The 17,276-nt window shown below is 40.3% G+C and carries 12 protein-coding genes and 1 tRNA gene; 11 read left to right on the forward strand and 2 right to left on the reverse strand.

All coding sequences use genetic code 11. The features are described from left to right. Positions 1 to 167 precede the first annotated feature (167 nt). The 7 genes from J0J33_RS03805 to J0J33_RS03835 all read left to right on the forward strand — a co-directional run bounded on the left by J0J33_RS03805 (position 168) and on the right by J0J33_RS03835 (position 7,493). Positions 168 to 1,670, forward strand: a complete 1,503-nt coding sequence (locus tag J0J33_RS03805) for a 6-phospho-beta-glucosidase (protein WP_061413738.1) — start codon at positions 168 to 170, stop codon at positions 1,668 to 1,670. Continuing rightward, on the forward strand, positions 1,670 to 3,106 hold the full coding sequence (locus J0J33_RS03810) for a glycoside hydrolase family 1 protein (RefSeq protein WP_206888227.1): 1,437 nt from the start codon (positions 1,670 to 1,672) through the stop codon (positions 3,104 to 3,106). Before J0J33_RS03805 ends, J0J33_RS03810 begins: the two co-directional genes overlap by 1 nt. A gap of 91 nt (positions 3,107 to 3,197) precedes the next feature. Further along, a complete protein-coding gene (locus J0J33_RS03815) occupies positions 3,198 to 3,518 on the forward strand; it encodes a PTS sugar transporter subunit IIB (RefSeq protein ID WP_003133928.1) in 321 nt (106 codons plus the stop codon). Positions 3,519 to 3,552: 34 nt separating this feature from the next. Further along, a complete protein-coding gene (locus J0J33_RS03820) occupies positions 3,553 to 3,885 on the forward strand; it encodes a PTS lactose/cellobiose transporter subunit IIA (protein WP_019293871.1) in 333 nt (110 codons plus the stop codon). Positions 3,886 to 4,026: 141 nt separating this feature from the next. Next, positions 4,027 to 4,097: transfer RNA gene (locus J0J33_RS03825), tRNA-Cys, on the forward strand. Between the two features lie 380 nt (positions 4,098 to 4,477). Continuing rightward, positions 4,478 to 5,611, forward strand: a complete 1,134-nt coding sequence (locus tag J0J33_RS03830; RefSeq protein ID WP_242526946.1) for a phage tail tip lysozyme — start codon at positions 4,478 to 4,480, stop codon at positions 5,609 to 5,611. A gap of 136 nt (positions 5,612 to 5,747) precedes the next feature. Next, entirely contained in the window at positions 5,748 to 7,493 is a 1,746-nt protein-coding gene (locus tag J0J33_RS03835; protein WP_206921786.1) for an ABC transporter ATP-binding protein, read from the forward strand. 42 nt (positions 7,494 to 7,535) lie between these two features. Here the strand turns inward: J0J33_RS03835 and J0J33_RS03840 are convergent, their stop codons facing one another. Together J0J33_RS03840 and J0J33_RS03845 are read right to left on the reverse strand one after the other, a co-directional pair. After that, positions 7,536 to 9,677: a transglycosylase domain-containing protein gene (locus tag J0J33_RS03840; protein ID WP_061413730.1), complete on the reverse strand. Its 2,142-nt coding sequence runs from the start codon at positions 9,675 to 9,677 to the stop codon at positions 7,536 to 7,538. Next, a complete protein-coding gene (locus J0J33_RS03845) occupies positions 9,677 to 10,798 on the reverse strand; it encodes a PASTA domain-containing protein (RefSeq protein WP_019292905.1) in 1,122 nt (373 codons plus the stop codon). Before J0J33_RS03845 ends, J0J33_RS03840 begins: the two co-directional genes overlap by 1 nt. Positions 10,799 to 10,901: 103 nt before the next feature. On the opposite strand from J0J33_RS03845, the gene ligA reads away from it, so the two are divergent. The 4 genes from ligA (at position 10,902) to J0J33_RS03865 (ending at position 17,154) form a co-directional block, all read left to right on the forward strand. Beyond that, positions 10,902 to 12,869: an NAD-dependent DNA ligase LigA gene (gene ligA / locus J0J33_RS03850; RefSeq protein WP_061413726.1), complete on the forward strand. Its 1,968-nt coding sequence runs from the start codon at positions 10,902 to 10,904 to the stop codon at positions 12,867 to 12,869. Next, positions 12,866 to 13,870: a diacylglycerol kinase gene (locus J0J33_RS03855; protein ID WP_206921787.1), complete on the forward strand. Its 1,005-nt coding sequence runs from the start codon at positions 12,866 to 12,868 to the stop codon at positions 13,868 to 13,870. Before ligA ends, J0J33_RS03855 begins: the two co-directional genes overlap by 4 nt. A 250-nt stretch (positions 13,871 to 14,120) precedes the next feature. Next, positions 14,121 to 15,875 (forward strand): hypothetical protein, encoded by a 1,755-nt coding sequence (locus J0J33_RS03860; protein WP_173816831.1) that lies wholly within the window; start codon positions 14,121 to 14,123, stop codon positions 15,873 to 15,875. Between the two features lie 142 nt (positions 15,876 to 16,017). After that, on the forward strand, positions 16,018 to 17,154 hold the full coding sequence (locus J0J33_RS03865; protein WP_019292901.1) for an ABC transporter ATP-binding protein: 1,137 nt from the start codon (positions 16,018 to 16,020) through the stop codon (positions 17,152 to 17,154). Positions 17,155 to 17,276: the final 122 nt, after the last annotated feature.

Here is a 17,276-nt window from a genome sequence, read left to right on the forward strand (position 1 = left end):
CTTCTATAAATGTAAACTCATCAAGAGCTGGGAGAGTTTACATTTATAGAGGGGAACTGAGCGTTTAAAAAAAGGGGAGGATGTTAAGAACTGAAGTATACGCAAGTTCAAACCTTGTAAAAGATTTAAAGTTAAATCAACAGAATTAGAGGAAAGAGAGAAGAAAAATGACTTTAAGAAAAGATTTCCTATGGGGCGGTGCAGTTGCTGCTCATCAACTTGAAGGCGGCTGGAATGCAGGAGGCAAAGGAGTTTCTGTGGCCGACGTTATGACTGCTGGAGCAAATGGTGTTGAGCGCCGGATTACAGATGGTGTCTTACCCGGTGAAAATTATCCAAACCATGAAGCCATTGACTTCTACCATCGCTATAAAGATGATGTCAGACTTTTTGCAGAGTTAGGTGTGAACTGTTTCCGTACATCCATTGCTTGGACACGTATTTTTCCAAATGGAGATGAAAGTGAGCCAAATGAGGAAGGTCTTCAATTTTACGATGATTTGTTTGATGAATGTTTGAAAAACGGTATTGAGCCAGTCATCACGCTTTCCCACTTTGAAATGCCTTATCACTTGGTTACCGAGTATGGTGGCTGGCGTAATCGCCGCTTGATTGACTTTTTTGTAAGATTTGCTGAAGTAGTAATGACCCGCTATAAAGATAAAGTTAAATACTGGATGACATTTAACGAGATAAATAATCAAGCAAATTTTGATCTGGATTTTGCACCATTCACTAACTCTGGTTTGAAGTTCGTGGAAGGCGAGAACCGTGAAAAGATTATGTACCAAGCAGCCCACTATGAATTAGTGGCTTCTGCTAAAGTTGTAGATCTAGGACATAAGATTAACCCTGATTTCCAAATTGGTTGCATGATTGCGATGTGTCCTATTTATCCTGCAACATGTAAACCCGAAGATATGATGGCAGCACAGGTTGCCATGCAACGGCGTTTATGGTTTACCGATGTCCATGCGCGTGGTCACTATCCAAGCTATATGCTCAAATATTTTGAACGTAAAGCCTTTGATTTGGACATTACTTCAGAAGATATTGAAGATTTATCCAAAGGCGAAGTAGATTATATCGGCTTTAGTTATTATATGAGTTTTGCTATTAAAGATCAGGCTGAAAAGATTGATCCAAGTCTTAAGCTAAATTATATGCCAAGTACAGCTGAAAAAATGGAGAATCAAGAGAACCTGGGAGCGCCAACTTTTGATTATATTGAAAACCGAGATTTGGTAAAAAATCAATATGTCGAAGCATCAGAATGGGGTTGGCAAATTGATCCATTAGGTCTGCGTTATAGCATGAATTGGTTCAATGAGCGTTATGAAAAACCACTCTTTATTGTAGAAAATGGTTTTGGTGCTGTGGATAAAGTAGAAGAAGATGGTAGCATTCATGATCCATACCGTGTGGAATATCTAAAAGCACATATTGAAGCAATGAAAGATGCTGTCGAATACGATGGGGTAGACTTAATGGGTTATACACCATGGGGCTTTATTGATCTTGTTTCTGCAGGAACTGGGGAGATGAAAAAACGCTATGGTTTTATCTATGTAGATAAAGACAATGAAGGAAATGGCAGCTTGGAACGCTCGAAGAAAGATTCCTTTGAGTGGTACAGTCAAGTCATAGCCTCAAATGGAGAAAAATTATAATGGAACATACAAAACTAAAAGCTTTCCCCGATAACTTTTTATGGGGCTCGGCTTCGGCAGCTTATCAGGTTGAAGGTGCGCATGACGAAGACGGAAAAGGTCCATCAGTTTGGGATAATTTTGTCCGCATACCAGGAAAAACTTTTAAGGAGACAACAGGAGACATTGCTGTTGATCACTACCATCGCTACAAAGAAGATGTAGCACTTATGGCTGAAATGGGATTAAAATCCTATCGTTTTTCGATTGCTTGGACACGTATTTTTCCTGAAGGTCGGGGCGAAATTAATCAACAAGGCTTACAATTTTATATGGATTTGGTTGATGAATTGATTGCTAATCATATCGAACCTGTAGTTACGCTCTATCATTGGGATTTACCGCAAGCTCTTGAAGAAGAATATCAAGGTTGGGAAAGTCGCCAGATTATTGAGGATTTTGTGCATTATGCGCAAACACTATTTACAACTTTTAAAGGAAAAGTGAAGTATTGGGTATCCTTGAATGAACAAAACATCTTTACACAACATGGTTGGATATTGGCAACACATCCACCAGGAAAAGTCGATATGAAGCTGTTTTATCAAGTCAATCACCATGCAAATTTGGCTAATGCAGCTGTAATCAATGCTTTTCATGAAATGGATATGCCCGGTCAAATCGGTCCTTCTTTTGCTTATACACCAAACTACGCGATCAATTCCAATCCCCTTAATGTCTTGGCAGCTGAAAACGCAGAGGAAATGTTTGCTCATTTTTGGATGGATGTCTATTGCTATGGCGAATATCCTATTGTGGCTTTGAATTATCTTAAAGAAAATGATCTGATGTTTGAAACCGAAGAGGGTGATTTTGAACTCTTAAAATCAGCCCGACCAGACTTTTTAGGGATTAATTATTATCAAACTGCTGCCAATGCTTGGAATCCGCGCGAAGGTGGAGTCACACTTGGTAAAATGAATACTACCGGAGTTAAGGGCTCAGGAGGCGACCAAGGCATTCCGGGCTTGTACAAACGTGTAACTAATCCTGCTGTTGAACGTACAAACTGGGATTGGGAAATTGATCCAATGGGATTGCGTATCGCCTTACGTCGAATTACCAGTCGCTACCGCATACCTGTGATGATTACAGAAAATGGTTTAGGAGAGTATGACAAGCTTGAGGCAGGGCAAATTCATGATGATTACCGCATTAGATATCTGGAAAGTCATGTTAAAGCTATAAAAGAAGCCTTAACCGATGGTGTTCAAGTGATTGGCTATCATACATGGTCTTACACTGACTTACTCAGTTGGTTGAACGGTTATCAGAAACGCTATGGCTTTGTCTATGTGGATCAGGACGAAAGTATGGAAGGTAGTCTCAAGCGAATACCCAAGGATTCTTACTATTGGTATCAAGCGCTCATTAAAGAGAATGGGGACAGTATCTAAAGTCATACTCTGTCATTATGAAAACACTTGCAAAAAATCAATGAAAGCGGTATACTTAAGACTATAAAAAGAAAAAGAAGGAAAAATAATTATGGCTGATAAAATAATCGCTTTAGCTTGCGCAGCAGGCATGTCAACATCACTTTTAGTTTCTAAAATGCAAAAAGCAGCAGCAGATAAAGGATTGGACTACGAAATTTTCGCAAAATCAACAGCAGACATCGATAACATGCTTGCTGCTACCCCTAAACCTGATGTCCTTCTCTTAGGACCTCAAGTAGGCTTCATGAAGGCAGAGGTACAAAAGAAAGCACAAGCTGCTGATGTACCAATGGATGTGATAAAAATGCAAGACTATGGTATGATGCGTGGCGATAAAGTCCTTGAAGCAGCAGAAGCTTTAATGAAGTAAAAGAACTCAAGACGACGAAATAAAAGGGGATGTAATGAACGAAGAAAGAATGGAAATTGTGATGGGAATCATCATGCATGGTGGAAATGCCAAAGGTTTAGCCTTTCAAGCAATCCAACAAGCAAAAGAAGGAGATTTTGAAGCAGCAGAAAAATCACTTCAGGAGTCGAACCAAGAGTTGCTCCAAGCCCATGATGTTCAAACAGATATGCTGACAAAAGAAGCACAAGGTATTCATACAGAAATCGATCTCTATATGGTACATGCGCAAGACCATCTGATGAACGCAATTACCTTCAAAGATTTGGCTACAGAAATTATTAGCCAGGAAAAACGTATTCAAGCTTTAGAAAAAGCGGCAAATTAATATCAATAACACTTTGAGAAAAAAGAAAAGTTCTAAGAGAAATTGCTTAGGGCTTTTTCTTAACCCTTGAGGGGTGAAATCTGAGAAGCTGTAAAAGTTCTTGCTTTTATCCTTAAATTTCGATATAATGGTTAATGTTGTGGCGGCATAGCCAAGTGGTAAGGCATGGCTCTGCAAAAGCTTGATCGTCGGTTCAAATCCGTCTGCCGCCTTTCGCAATAGATTGTATAATATAAAAAACTGCTGAATTCAGCAGTTTTTTTGTTTTTACCTGAAACAATTTAAAATTAGGGCTTACAATTATAAATGTGATCGGCGATAAAGCAAAACTTGGTCGCCATCTTCAAGCAGAAAAATTAGCTTTATAGAGGTCGGTTTTCCAACCTGGAATAAATGAAAATTCGGTCATATAATTAAATCAGGCTTCAAAATGGCAAGTCTATAAGAGACGGTTGGTTCGATTCCAACTTGAAGTCATTCCTAAAAAATGCAGCTGTATGTTAGGTAGAACAATCGGTAAGTCGACGGGTTTATTAGAATTGTATAAAAAAAGGAGGAAAATAAACTGGGACAACAAGAAACAGCAAAACAAATCTGGGACTATCTTACGTCACGCGGATGGACAAAACAGTCAGTATCTGCTCTCCTAGGTAATATGCAGAGTGAGAGCGGTATTATTGCCGATCGCTGGGAAAGTGATAGAGTTGGTAATATGAATGGTGGTTATGGGCTTGTTCAATGGACACCAGCGACAAAATATATTGACTGGGCAAAATCAAAAGGTTTAGCTTATCAAGATGTTTTCTCTCAATGCAAGCGTATTGAGTGGGAAGTTGCAAACAATCAACAGTTTTATCACCCAAGTATGACTTTTGCACAATTTACTAAGAGTACGGCATCTCCTGAAACATTGGCGGATATTTTTATTCGATATTATGAACGGCCGTTAAATCCAAATCAACCTGCTCGAGGTACACAGGCACGTTCTTGGTATAACCTTTTCCAAGGTTCAACTCCAAGTAATCGTAGAAAAGTAGTTGATTGGTTCAATACACATCGTAATCAAATCACCTACTCCATGACAGGCTCTCGTATTGGTACAGATGGAACAGCAGACTGTTCAGGTAGTATTGTTATAGCCCTTAAAGAAGCGACAGGAGTTGCTTATGATTATGTTTATAATACCGTAACCTTAGGTGGTTATCTGTCAAAATGTGGCTATACGAGAATTCTAACAGGAAATATGTCAGGTTCTAATCTGAATCAAATGCAGGATGAAGATATTATTCTACTATCTGCTGGAAATTCAATGGCAGAATCAGGAGGCGCAGGAGGCCATACAGGTGTAATTACTGGAGGTGGCAAAATTATTACTTCGACTTGCTATTATACTAATGGTCAAGCTAATACAGCAATACAAGATTTACCAATTAATAGTACATATTTAAGTAGCAACAGTTTTAAGTACTATGAAGTATGGCGCAAAGCCGGTGAATCAGAAACAGATGAAGGAGAAGAAGACGAAATGATTTTATATAAAGTAAACGACAAAAATTCTAAAATGAATGGGTCAATCTGGATGTTCAATGGTGAACAACTCACACGCTTAGATGGTGTATCAGCAGCGAAGTTTGCAAAAAACTTTAAGACTACAGATGTCAATCAAGCCGAAATGAGTTCATTTAAAAATATTGGATTCCGTACTGTAGGTGAATTTAAATATTAAAAATTATTCCAACCTTATGGGTTGGTTTTTTATCCCCAAATAATTAGTTTTATTGTTGACAAAACTAATTAAAAGTTTTATAATCGATTTTGTTAGTTTGGTTAAAATAAAAACTAAGTAATTAAAGGAGATAAAAATGGAAAAAGAAATAAAAGCCAATAAAATAAAAAGTAAGGATTTTTTGAAACTCATTGCCAAGAGTAAACCAAAATACTCCTATTTTGCCATTGGGATGTTGTCAGGGATTGTGGGAGCGGTACTACAGCTTATTGTACCTCAAATGATACAGCCGCTTATTTCAGGATTTGCACAAGGGATTGATTATGGTCTTTTAGGAAATGTAGTTCTGGTTTACATCCTTTCGGCCTTACTTGGTGCAATTGGCGTCTCAGTGCTTGGATTTTTTGGAGAAAATGTAGTAAAAAGATTACGTTTAACAGTGTGGAATAAGATGGTTCACCTACCTGTAAAGTACTTTGATGAAGTCAAAACAGGAGAAATTGGAAGCCGCTTGGTCAACGATACAACACAAGTGAAAGATCTTTTAGCTAATACTGTACCTCAAACCTTAACAAGCCTTTTGCTTCTTGTGGGTTCAATTTTTATGATGTTTCGTATGGATTGGCAGATGACTGTAGCAATGGTGATAGCTGTTCCTATTGCGACATTGATTATTATGCCCTTGGCCACTTTTGGCCGAAAATTTGGAATCCAGCGTCAAGATGCTCTTGCAGGGTTTTCTGGCACAGCAAGTGAAGTGCTTAGTGAAATTCGTTTGGTCAAATCTTCCAATGCGGAGGTACAAGCGACACATTCAGCTGAAAAAAACATCAATAAGCTTTATAAAATCGGGCTTCGTGAAGCAATTTTTGATGGTTCCATGCAACCAATTATGATGTTGTTAATGATGTCAACAATCTTTGGATTGCTGCTTTATGGAATTCATCGTGTTGCCGTAGGAGCAATGACGATGGCCACTTTGATGAGCTTCTTGATGTATCTTATGAACATGATTGGTTCTGTTCCTACTCTAGCACTTTTCTTTACCGCAAGTTCTAAAGCCTCAGGAGCCACAGCCCGTCTGAATGAAGTTTTAGAAGAAGAACAAGAGCAGTTAAGTCTTGGAGAAAACCTAGATATTGAAGGCCAAGTTTTACGTGCAGAAAATATTAGTTTTTCATATGATGACTCTGAAGAAATATTGAAAAATATTACTTTCGAAGCGAAACCAAATACTATTGTTGCCTTTGCAGGTCCTTCTGGAGGCGGAAAATCAACTATTTTCTCTATTTTGGAACGCTTTTACAAACCAACAGGAGGAAAACTAACAATGGGGAATCATGATATTGAAAACTTAGCCCTCAAAGATTGGCGTAGCCAAATTGGGTTTGTTTCACAAGATTCAGCGATTATGGCAGGAACAATTCGTGACAACTTGACTTATGGTTTAGACGGTACATACAGTGATGCACAATTATGGGAAGTGCTAGACTTAGCCTTTGCACGCGGTTTTGTCGAAAATATGCCCGACAAATTGGATACACAAGTAGGGGAACGTGGAGTGAAGATATCAGGTGGGCAACGTCAGCGTTTAGCTATTGCACGTGCCTTCTTGCGTAATCCGAAAATTCTCATGCTCGATGAAGCCACAGCTAGTCTAGATTCAGAGTCAGAAGCAATGGTTCAAAAAGCTTTGGATAGCCTGATGAAAGGTAGAACAACATTAGTCATTGCTCATCGTTTATCCACAATTGTTGATGCAGATAACATTTACTTTATTGAAAAGGGAGCAATTACAGGAGCAGGTAAACACAGTGATCTTGTAAAATCACACCCACTTTATGCACAGTATGTTCAAGAACAACTGACCGTTGCATCATAAATAAAAAAGCTGCTTGCAAGCAGCTTTTTTATTATAAAGAACTTAGTTCTTAGCACCATATACGGAGTCAGCATCTAAGAGCTTGTCTTGACGGTGCATTTGATAAAATTCTTCTAAACCGGGAGTAACACTTGGAGCAACAGCATCAAAGGCTTTAGCTTGCTGGATAGCTTGGGTCGTTGGTGGCTCAGTGAGCTGGGGCAGCTCTGGTAAGAGAGGTTCATGGGACATCGCTGTGCCTGAGTAACTAAATGGCGGCACATTTCTGCCTTGATTCATATATCTGATGGTGTTGTTCAAAAGATAGACACGCATATTGTTTTCTTGTTCAATAGGCGCAGCTGGCACATAATATTTTCCACTCATATCTGGGCTTCCGACCCATACAGCGGTTGAAACACCTGTAGAGGTAGCAGCCATCCAAGCATCAGGAGCACCTTGACTACGGGCCGGTTCTGTGGCAGTATCGGGGAAATTAGAGAGCCCGGACTTAGTGGCGAAAGCATTCGGCCATTGCGGCTGAGCAGCTAAAGGCTCGGAACCATTAGGTTGTGTAACATTTTGCATGAGATTAACAAGCGAACGAGCTGTTGAAGAACTCATGGCGCGTTGTGATTCAGGCTGAGTAAGTGGCAGTTCTTGACCATTTACCGTGACAGAAGCCACAGCAGTAGGGGTAACGCGAACGCCATCATTACCAATCGCAGAATATGCAGATGCAGACTGTAAAGGAGACAAATTATAGTCAATAGACATGGATTCTTGGTCATATTTGACAGAAGCAATACCAAGTGGCTGCATAATACTGTTTTTTTGCTCATTATTGGTCATGTTAAAGGTTTGCAGGGCTGCAGAGTTCAAAGAGTTACCAAGGGCAAAACCGACAGGAACAGGGCCATAATTATTCCCACCGTAATTCATCAGCGGTGTGCCATCAGCGTAAGTTGTAGCATTACCATTCAAGGTACTGTTTTCATTGATATAGCCATATTCAAGAGCGGGCGCATAATCGAGTAATGGTTTAATCGTTGAACCTGAAGAACGGCCAGAGGAAATTGGCAATTGTGGATTGTCCGAATTTGTATTTAAAGCTAAGATATGACCTGTTTGGGTATCAACCACAGATATTGCAGTTAAAGTACCTTCTGGCAGATTATTACGTGGAATATTTGAGACATCAGGTGCGGTATGATTTGCAACGCTCTCTAGATAATCCAAGTGTGCTTTCGTAGCATATGTTTTGACAACAACCTTAGCGTTTCTTGGTAAAGCAATCTGGCCAAGCTCTTTTTGTACTTGTGCAATATAGGCTTGATAAGCATGGGGGATGCCTTGTGTATAACTTGGCTTAAGTGCGAGTTCTTTTTTCACAGCTTCGGCGCTGTCTTTGTATTCTTGGTCAGAGATAATTTTGTTGGACTTCATCACCGAAAGAACAGTCAAGGCGCGTTGTTTCCCTGCGCCTTCAAAATCTTGAACATAGGTTGAAGGTGCTTGACCCAGCCCCGCTAAATAAGCAATTTGAGCAATATAGAGTGGTGTTTTCTCTGAGGTAATCATCGGTGTAGAGAAAAGATTGTTCCAAGCAGCCCCAGGGCCAATGGTTTCAGGTGTCAAACGCAAGGTGTCGAGATAACTGGTGAGAATTTCTTCTCGAGAATAGCGTTCAGCAAGGCTATGCGCATCAATCAATTCGACGATTTTGCGGGACAATGATTTATCGGCAGTAAAACCTCCATGCGCAAGATTTTTTGCTAATTGTTGATCAAGGGTTGAGCCACCACGTGCACCGTTTGCGAGATGTAATTTCGTAAGTACTTCTGATAAGACGGCATTAGTTACCCCTTTGATAGAATAACCTTTAGTTTTACGGGAATAGAAGTCACTATCCTCAACTGCGACTAAAGCTTTTGTGTATAGTTCAGGAATATTTTTATCTTTGCCTGAGAGCTGTGCTGGAATGTACTTATAGATATTTGAGGAATCCTGAAGTGCTTCTCCATTAATATCCGTAATAGTAAAGGATTGGGAGATGGCTTGTGGGGAAGGCTTAAGCTCGATCGTATGTGCTTGGTGTGATTCTTTATCCAGGAGATAGACGGCACCAACAGCACCAACAGCGCCTACAAACAAGAAGAGCAGAAAAAGAACGGCAAGGGTGCGGAGAATTATTTTTTTAGCCATTATTCATCTCCTTTCTTTTTAGCTTTAGTGTCCTCTTTTTTGGAGGCTTCTGTTTTTTCTTTGTCTTTTTTGGCAGAAACAGAAGAAGTTTTCTTTTCTTCAACTTTTTTCTGTGTTTGAACCGTAATTGTTTGACCTTTTAGAATACGAGTATACTGAGAGGGCTCAGGTTTTTGTTGAGTTACAATCGCTGTATCTTTGTCCTCATAGTTTGGCTCCACTTCAATTTTATAATCGATGCCTGCTTGTTTTCTTATGGCCGCAAGTGTTTGACCTTTGAGATTAGGCATTTCTATGCTTGAACTTTTTAACTGTTCTGATTTTTCGACTTTTTGTTGGAAATCTGTTAACTCTTTGATACGAGCTTCTACGGTTTCCTTCTGGCTGAGATAAGCATTTACCTTGTTAAATACAGGGAGAAAGTCTGCCATGAGTGAATTATTTGTAGAAATTTTATCAAATTGAAGTTGTGTGATAGCTGTGTAATTATTGGTATAGTTTACAAACTGTGTAAAGTTACTAAGGAGAGAGTTTGCATCATTGAGGGCTTGAACCGAAACAGAAATCGTCGATTTAGAAACAGCATTATTATCTTCAATATAAGATTGAATACTCTTCTCAGTCTGTTGTGCCAATTGGTTTGCATCTTGAATAAACTGAGACAACTGCTCAGCTTTTAAAGTTTTTGTTTCTGCTTGGAGCTGATCAATGGAACGATTAAGGCGGGCATTCTCATAAGTTTGAGCAAGTTGCGTCATTTGCTCATCGCTTGCGCCCAGCGCTTGTTGTAATTCGTCCTGATTTTGTGAAAACTGTTGTTCGGGAAGTTCGCCATTGACAATACTGTTGACGCGTTTTTCGTTCTCCTCTAACTTTTCCGCGAGTTCACTGGAAGCATTACTCAGATAGACGTCAAGCGCATTATTTTTTAATTTTTTGATATAGTCGTTATCCTCAGGTAGGATATTCGTTGCTTCGACAATCTCTTTTTGGGACATTGACTGGAAAACAGGATAATCACGAAAAAGTATCTGTCGACCAAGAATACCAGCTGTTATGATGATGATACTGAGCAAGGCCGCCAGTATAATCACAATCTTATTAAAAATCTTTTTCTTCATTAAAAACCTCATAAAAATTAAGCTTAACATAAGCTATTGAACTTCTCCATTATAACAACTTTCTTACTCCGAGGAAACCGAAAAATATGATAAAATTATTAGTATGAATATCGAGTCAAAGATCAAAGATTTAACGGAGTTATTAAATAAGTACGCTCACGAATACTATACCTTGGATATGCCATCGGTTGAAGATGCGGAGTATGATCGCCTTTATCGTGAGTTAGAAACTCTAGAACACGATAACCCACATTTGATACGCGCTGATTCACCGACCCATCGTACAGGCGATGTTGTGCTATCAGGATTTGAAAAATATACTCATGAATACAATCTCTACAGCCTAGCAGATGCTTTTTCACGTGAAGAGCTGGAAGACTTTGATGAACGTGTACGTAAAGTCATTCCAAAGCCTGAGTACATTTGTGAGTTAAAAATTGATGGTCTCTCACTTTCTCTTAAATATACAGCAGGTAAACTTGTCGTAGCTGCGACACGTGGAGATGGCAGTGTAGGGGAAAACATTACAGAAAATGTTAAACGCATCAAAGACGTCCCACTGGTATTAAAAGAACCTATTGACATTGTGGTGCGAGGTGAAGCTTATTTGCCACGCAAAAATTTCGTCAAACTCAATAAGGAACGCGAACTTGAAGGTAAACCTTCCTTTGCCAACCCGCGTAATGCAGCAGCCGGAACTTTACGACAGTTAGATACGAAAGAGGTGACCAAGCGTGGCTTGGCAACCTTCCTTTATCAAGAAGCGAGTCCTGCGACAAATGACACTCAAGAAGAAGTTTTGGAGTACTTAGAAAAGCTTGGACTTGTCGTCAACAAAGAACGTGTTTTTGCGCGAAATATTGATGAAGTCTGGGCCTTCATTGAGCGCGTGGCTTCTCTTCGGGATGACTTAGACTATGATATTGATGGTGTTGTCATCAAAGTTAATAATCTAGCTGAACAAGAAGAATTAGGCTTTACAGTCAAGGCTCCACGTTGGGCCATCGCTTATAAATTTCCAGCTGAGCTGGCAGAAACAGAAATCCTATCTGTGGATTGGACAGTAGGGCGTACAGGGGTCGTTACACCAACAGCGAATATGGTTCCTGTGACCTTAGCGCAGACGACAGTATCACGCGCCACACTGCATAATGTTGACTACATTAAGGAGAAGGATATCCGTCTTAAGGACAAAGTCATGATCTATAAGGCAGGGGATATCATTCCAGCAGTTCAACGTGTTTTGTTTGAGAAACGTCCAGCGGATTCTGTAGAAATGGCAATCCCTCAATATTGTCCGGAATGTTCATCTGAACTTTTGCATTTCGAAGATGAAGTAGCCTTACGCTGTATCAATCCGCTTTGTCCAGCACAAAATCGTGAAAAACTTATTCACTTTGCCAGTCGTGGTGCAATGAATATTTCTGGTTTGGGGCAATCGATAGTTACGCAACTTTTCAAAAATAACTTAATCAAAGATGTGGCAGATATCTATAAGTTGCAGCTTGACGAATTAGTGGCACTGGATAAAATTCAAGAAAAGTCAGCAACCAAGTTATTAAATGCCATTGAAGCCTCAAAAGAAAACTCCGCAGAAAAGCTCCTTTTTGGCTTGGGTATTCGTCATGTAGGATCGAAAGCTGCCAAACTATTAATGGAGCGTTTTGGTAATCTTCGGGCCTTGTCGCAAGCAAGCTTAGAAGAAATTGCTGAAATTCCAAGCTTAGGTTCAGTTATTGCCAAAGCTGTAACCAGCTACTTTGCCACAGAAGGTGCGCAAGTCTTGCTTCAAGAATTGGCAGAAGCGGGAGTCAACTTCGACTATCTTGGTCTTAAGCCCAAGACAGACAGTGTGTTATCAGGGAAAACCGTTGTTTTAACAGGGAAATTAACAGCTATGACACGAACTGAGGCAAAAGAAAAATTAGAAGCTTTAGGTGCAAATGTCTCAGGCTCAGTTTCTAAAAAGACAGATTTAGTTATAGCTGGAGCAGATGCTGGGTCAAAACTGGCTAAAGCACAGGATTTGGGCATTGAAGTTTGGTCAGAAGAGGAGTTGCTGAAATTATGAAAGCAAGATTGATTTACAACCCAAGTAGTGGGCAAGAAATCATTAAAAAAAATGTCGCGGATATTTTGGATAAGTTAGAAAGTTTCGGCTATGAAGCCTCTGCTTTTCAGACAACACCAGAACCACAGTCTGCCCAAAAAGAAGCTTCACGTGCTACTGAAGCAGGGTTTGATCTTATTGTAGCAGCTGGCGGTGATGGCACTATCAACGAAATAGTAAGTGGAATGTCTCCATTTGATAAAAGGCCGAAGTTAGCCATTATCCCCACAGGGACAACTAATGATTTTGCGCGTGCACTTAAAATCCCACGCAATAAGCCCTTAGCAGCTGTTGAAATGATTGGTAAAAATCAGACCTTGAATATTGATGTGGGTCAAGTGAATGATGCTGAGTATTTTATCAATATTGCTGCTGGTGGAAGCTTAACAGAGCTGACTTATAGTGTACCAAGCCGTTTGAAAACAGCTTTTGGCTACTTGGCTTATCTTGCCAAAGGTGTTGATTTACTGCCCCAAATTCGTAAACGCAAAGTCAAGGTTACGCATGATGATGGCGTGTTTGAAGGTGAGATTTCCATGTTTTTTGCGGCCTTAACCAACTCTGTTGGAGGATTTGAAAAAATCGCACCAGATGCCAAACTAGATGACGGTCTGTTTACTCTTATCTTGGTGAAGACAGATAATTTATTCGAGTTACTGGCTTTGATTTCCATGGTGATTAAAGGCAGTCACGTGGATGATGTCAATATTGAATACCTAAAATCAAGCCAAATCAAAGTCGAGCCCCTCACAGATAAAAAAATGATGATTAATGTGGATGGCGAGTATGGAGGCGATGCACCAGTAACTTTCAGAAATCTCCATGGTCACATCGAAATTTTTGTCAACCTTGATGAAATCAATAATGACCATTATCTGGGAGATGAGGAAGAAGAAGATCTCGAAGCCGTTGCTCAGAAATTTGCTGAGGAAGCCGAACAACTCAAAGAAGAAGTAAAATAAATGCTAGAACATCTCTAAAGTTCTAAAATCGTAAAAATACCTCTATTGGATAACAGCCAATAGAGGTATTTTTATAATGTGGATATTACTTTGAAATGAATAAGAAAAATATTACAATATAGTTAAATAAATTACTTGAAGTTAACAAAAAACTTGAAGAAGGAGCACCTATGTTGTATAATCCTTTAGCAGAGCAGAGCAGAATTTTCTGTGTTCTAAGTTTCCTATGTCTTAAGGGGGTGAGTCACAGATGAGCCCAGAAAAGAAACGTAAACTGCGGAATATTGCGCTCTTAGCCATTCTTGGTTTAATCGGAGGCACATTCGCCTTTACAGCATTCAACCAACAAGCCATCAATGACCGAGAATTCGAAAACCGTGCTGACGTTGGCGGACGTGTACATGACTATTTTGATGGTGATGAAAATAAAGATGTCTTTGTCGAAAACTTTGGTCAAAAACCTATCCTTGTAAGGCTTCAACTTTCTGAGTTCGGGGAGTTTCAAGAGCGTGGAAGTGATGTTTGGCAACCGATAATATCTGGGGAACGTGAAGAGTTAGACAGCTGGACGACCTACATTCCAGAAGCAACCGATGTTTCACAGCGTAGAAGTGACAGTCTTTCAGCTGCCTTTAATGAGCTATCTAACCTAACATTTGGTTATAGCCGTGGAGACGTCAGCCCACCATGGTACTTACCAACTTTTAATACAGCATATAATAGTCCTATTACCGCAGCAGCAGGACACGCCCGTGACCTGAGCTATCGAGGAGAGGATGGAGAACTCTATCAAAGAGCGACGCATCCCGGAGCCGGTACTACTAATTACTGGAGTCAAGGTGATACTTATACTAACACTGGCCAATGGCCGGGACAAACCATCACGCGTGAAACAGCGCAAAACCTGTATCAAGACCGGGCACCGATAACACTCCATCAGTGGAATGAACGTTATACTGCTTTTCGAGAGGGAAACTCTGATGGTGATGATTTACTTGGCAATTACTGGGTGATGGATGAAGCGAACGGATGGGCCTACTATGCACGAGCCCTTCAAGCAGGGGAAGCTACATCTTATCTCCTAGATGCCTCTCATATGACAGAGGTCGTCCATAACTTTCAAGGTTCTTATTATTATGGTGTGCATGTGAAGAGTGAGTTGATTGGTATGCCGCCACCTATGGAACAGGTGAATACTCTAAGCCCTGATATACCACGTTTTCAGGATGAACCAGCATACATTGGTTTTAGTGATGTATTAGGAGACTTCCTTCATCTTATCAGAGGAGGAGAAGTTTTGGATCCTGATGCAAACATTCCTGACTCTGAACTTGATAGCCTCTTACCCTCATTAAGACCAGGTAATCGCTTCACAACAGCGGGGGAGCAATTCCTCTATCTTGGAGAAGTAGGAGACCATGAACATATGATTATCCGTAATCGCACAATTAAAGGCCCTTCATGGAATGAGCAACCTACGGTATTAGCGAGTTGGTATGCAGGGCTAAATCTTGACTTTAAAGAGCGTGTTCAGCCAGTAGTCATACCTGCACGAGATGATGTACCAGTGACTGTGGCTCCGAATTATATTGAATGGGGAGGGATTGAAGGTTGGGCTCCGCGTAATCTTGAGGGTCCAGTAGCCCAAGATTTGACGCGTGTTAATCCACAGGGAATACCGCAAGCCTTTGCCTTATCTATGGCGGATGTGCTATACTTTTCAGCACAGAGTCCAGGAGGGGGTGGAAATGTACCATTCCGAACTTGGCAAAATCGTGTAGCTGGTGATGGGGAGTGGTGGTTTACACGTACAGGTGCTGAAAATGTACCCCAATGGCACCCTTGGCATGAGCTTGGGCCTACGGCTTGGGGGATACATAGGGAGACCACCGAGGATGGCATTCCTTTGGGAGCCCTTTTGCCTGGCCCGCGTGCCGAATCGGGGACTACCGGTGGTGTGCGCCCTGCTCTTATCGTTCAAGCTGGGGTTGTAAAAATGCGCTGAAAGGTTAATAGTTTGAGCCTCATAACAAAGAAATAAAGCTGTGCATTTTGTACAGTTTTTTTGTGCATCTTAGATATTGTTTAAAGGAAGCGTTTGCATTAGAATGAAGATAGCTTAAATACAACAAGATGAAGGAGAAGCAATGACAACACTTAAATTAGACAAGGTTTATAAAAAATATCCGAATGCTACACAATATTCGGTGGAAGATTTTAATTTAGATGTCAAAGATAAAGAATTTATCGTCTTTGTTGGACCATCAGGTTGTGGGAAATCAACAACTTTGCGTATGATTGCAGGTCTAGAAGATATTACAGAAGGCGAATTTACTATCGATGGTAAACTGATGAATGACGTTGCACCTAAAGATCGTGATATAGCCATGGTTTTCCAAAACTATGCCCTATATCCTCATATGACGGTTTTTGACAATATGGCTTTTGGACTTAAACTGCGTAAGCATAAAAAAGATGATATCAAGCAACGTGTAGAAAATGCAGCGAAGATTCTTGGACTGACTGATCTACTTGATCGTAAACCTGCCGATATGTCTGGTGGACAACGTCAACGTGTAGCTATGGGACGTGCCATTGTTCGTGATGCTAAAGTTTTCCTTATGGATGAGCCTTTGTCAAACTTGGATGCCAAGCTTCGTGTTTCTATGCGTACAGAAATCGCTAAAATTCACCGTCGCATTGGAGCTACAACCATTTATGTCACTCATGACCAAACTGAAGCGATGACTCTCGCAGATCGTATTGTCATTATGAGTTCAACACCGAACGCGGACAAATCAGGTACTGTCGGACGCATTGAGCAGATCGGCACACCTCAAGAACTTTATAATGAACCAGCGACAAAATTCGTTGCTGGCTTCATCGGTAGCCCAGCGATGAACTTCTTAAGTCTCAAAATTGAAGGCAACAAACTCATCGGTGAAGGCATCAGCTTAACGCTTCCAGAAGGCCAACACAAGCTCCTTAAAGAAAAAGGATATTCTTCAAAAGAAGTCATCATGGGGATACGTCCAGAAGATATCTCCGCCTCAATTCTTGCAGAGGAAGCTTATCCTGAAGCACAAATTGAAGCTGAAGTCACTGTCTCAGAACTTTTGGGTGCTGAAACAATGCTCTATCTGAAGGCAGGAGATGCAGAACTCGTGTCTCGTGTAGAAGCAAGAGACTTCCGTCAGCCTGGCGAAAAAATCACTGTCACACTTAATCTTAATAAAGCACATTTCTTTGATAAAGATACCGAAGTACGTATTAAGGAAGGTTAAATCAAATTCTGATAATATTAAATATTATATCCATAAAAGCAGAGATTTATAATAAGTTTCTGTTTTTTTTATATTTTTTGTCAAAAGTGTTTGACACTCATCACTCATGGAGCCTATAATTA

Origin of the sequence: Lactococcus sp. LG1267, assembly GCF_017309545.1 — a bacterium.
GTDB classification, from domain to species: domain Bacteria; phylum Bacillota; class Bacilli; order Lactobacillales; family Streptococcaceae; genus Lactococcus; species Lactococcus petauri.

Coding starts and splice junctions, on each gene's coding strand:
- J0J33_RS03810 (WP_206888227.1), top strand. CDS start 1,670: ATGGAACATACAAAACTAAAAGCTTTCCCCGATAACTTTTTATGGGGC.
- J0J33_RS03835 (WP_206921786.1), top strand. CDS start 5,748: ATGGAAAAAGAAATAAAAGCCAATAAAATAAAAAGTAAGGATTTTTTG.
- J0J33_RS03845 (WP_019292905.1), bottom strand. CDS start 10,798: ATGAAGAAAAAGATTTTTAATAAGATTGTGATTATACTGGCGGCCTTG.
- J0J33_RS03815 (WP_003133928.1), top strand. CDS start 3,198: ATGGCTGATAAAATAATCGCTTTAGCTTGCGCAGCAGGCATGTCAACA.
- J0J33_RS03820 (WP_019293871.1), top strand. CDS start 3,553: ATGAACGAAGAAAGAATGGAAATTGTGATGGGAATCATCATGCATGGT.
- J0J33_RS03805 (WP_061413738.1), top strand. CDS start 168: ATGACTTTAAGAAAAGATTTCCTATGGGGCGGTGCAGTTGCTGCTCAT.
- J0J33_RS03855 (WP_206921787.1), top strand. CDS start 12,866: ATGAAAGCAAGATTGATTTACAACCCAAGTAGTGGGCAAGAAATCATT.
- J0J33_RS03860 (WP_173816831.1), top strand. CDS start 14,121: ATGAGCCCAGAAAAGAAACGTAAACTGCGGAATATTGCGCTCTTAGCC.
- ligA (WP_061413726.1), top strand. CDS start 10,902: ATGAATATCGAGTCAAAGATCAAAGATTTAACGGAGTTATTAAATAAG.
- J0J33_RS03865 (WP_019292901.1), top strand. CDS start 16,018: ATGACAACACTTAAATTAGACAAGGTTTATAAAAAATATCCGAATGCT.
- J0J33_RS03840 (WP_061413730.1), bottom strand. CDS start 9,677: ATGGCTAAAAAAATAATTCTCCGCACCCTTGCCGTTCTTTTTCTGCTC.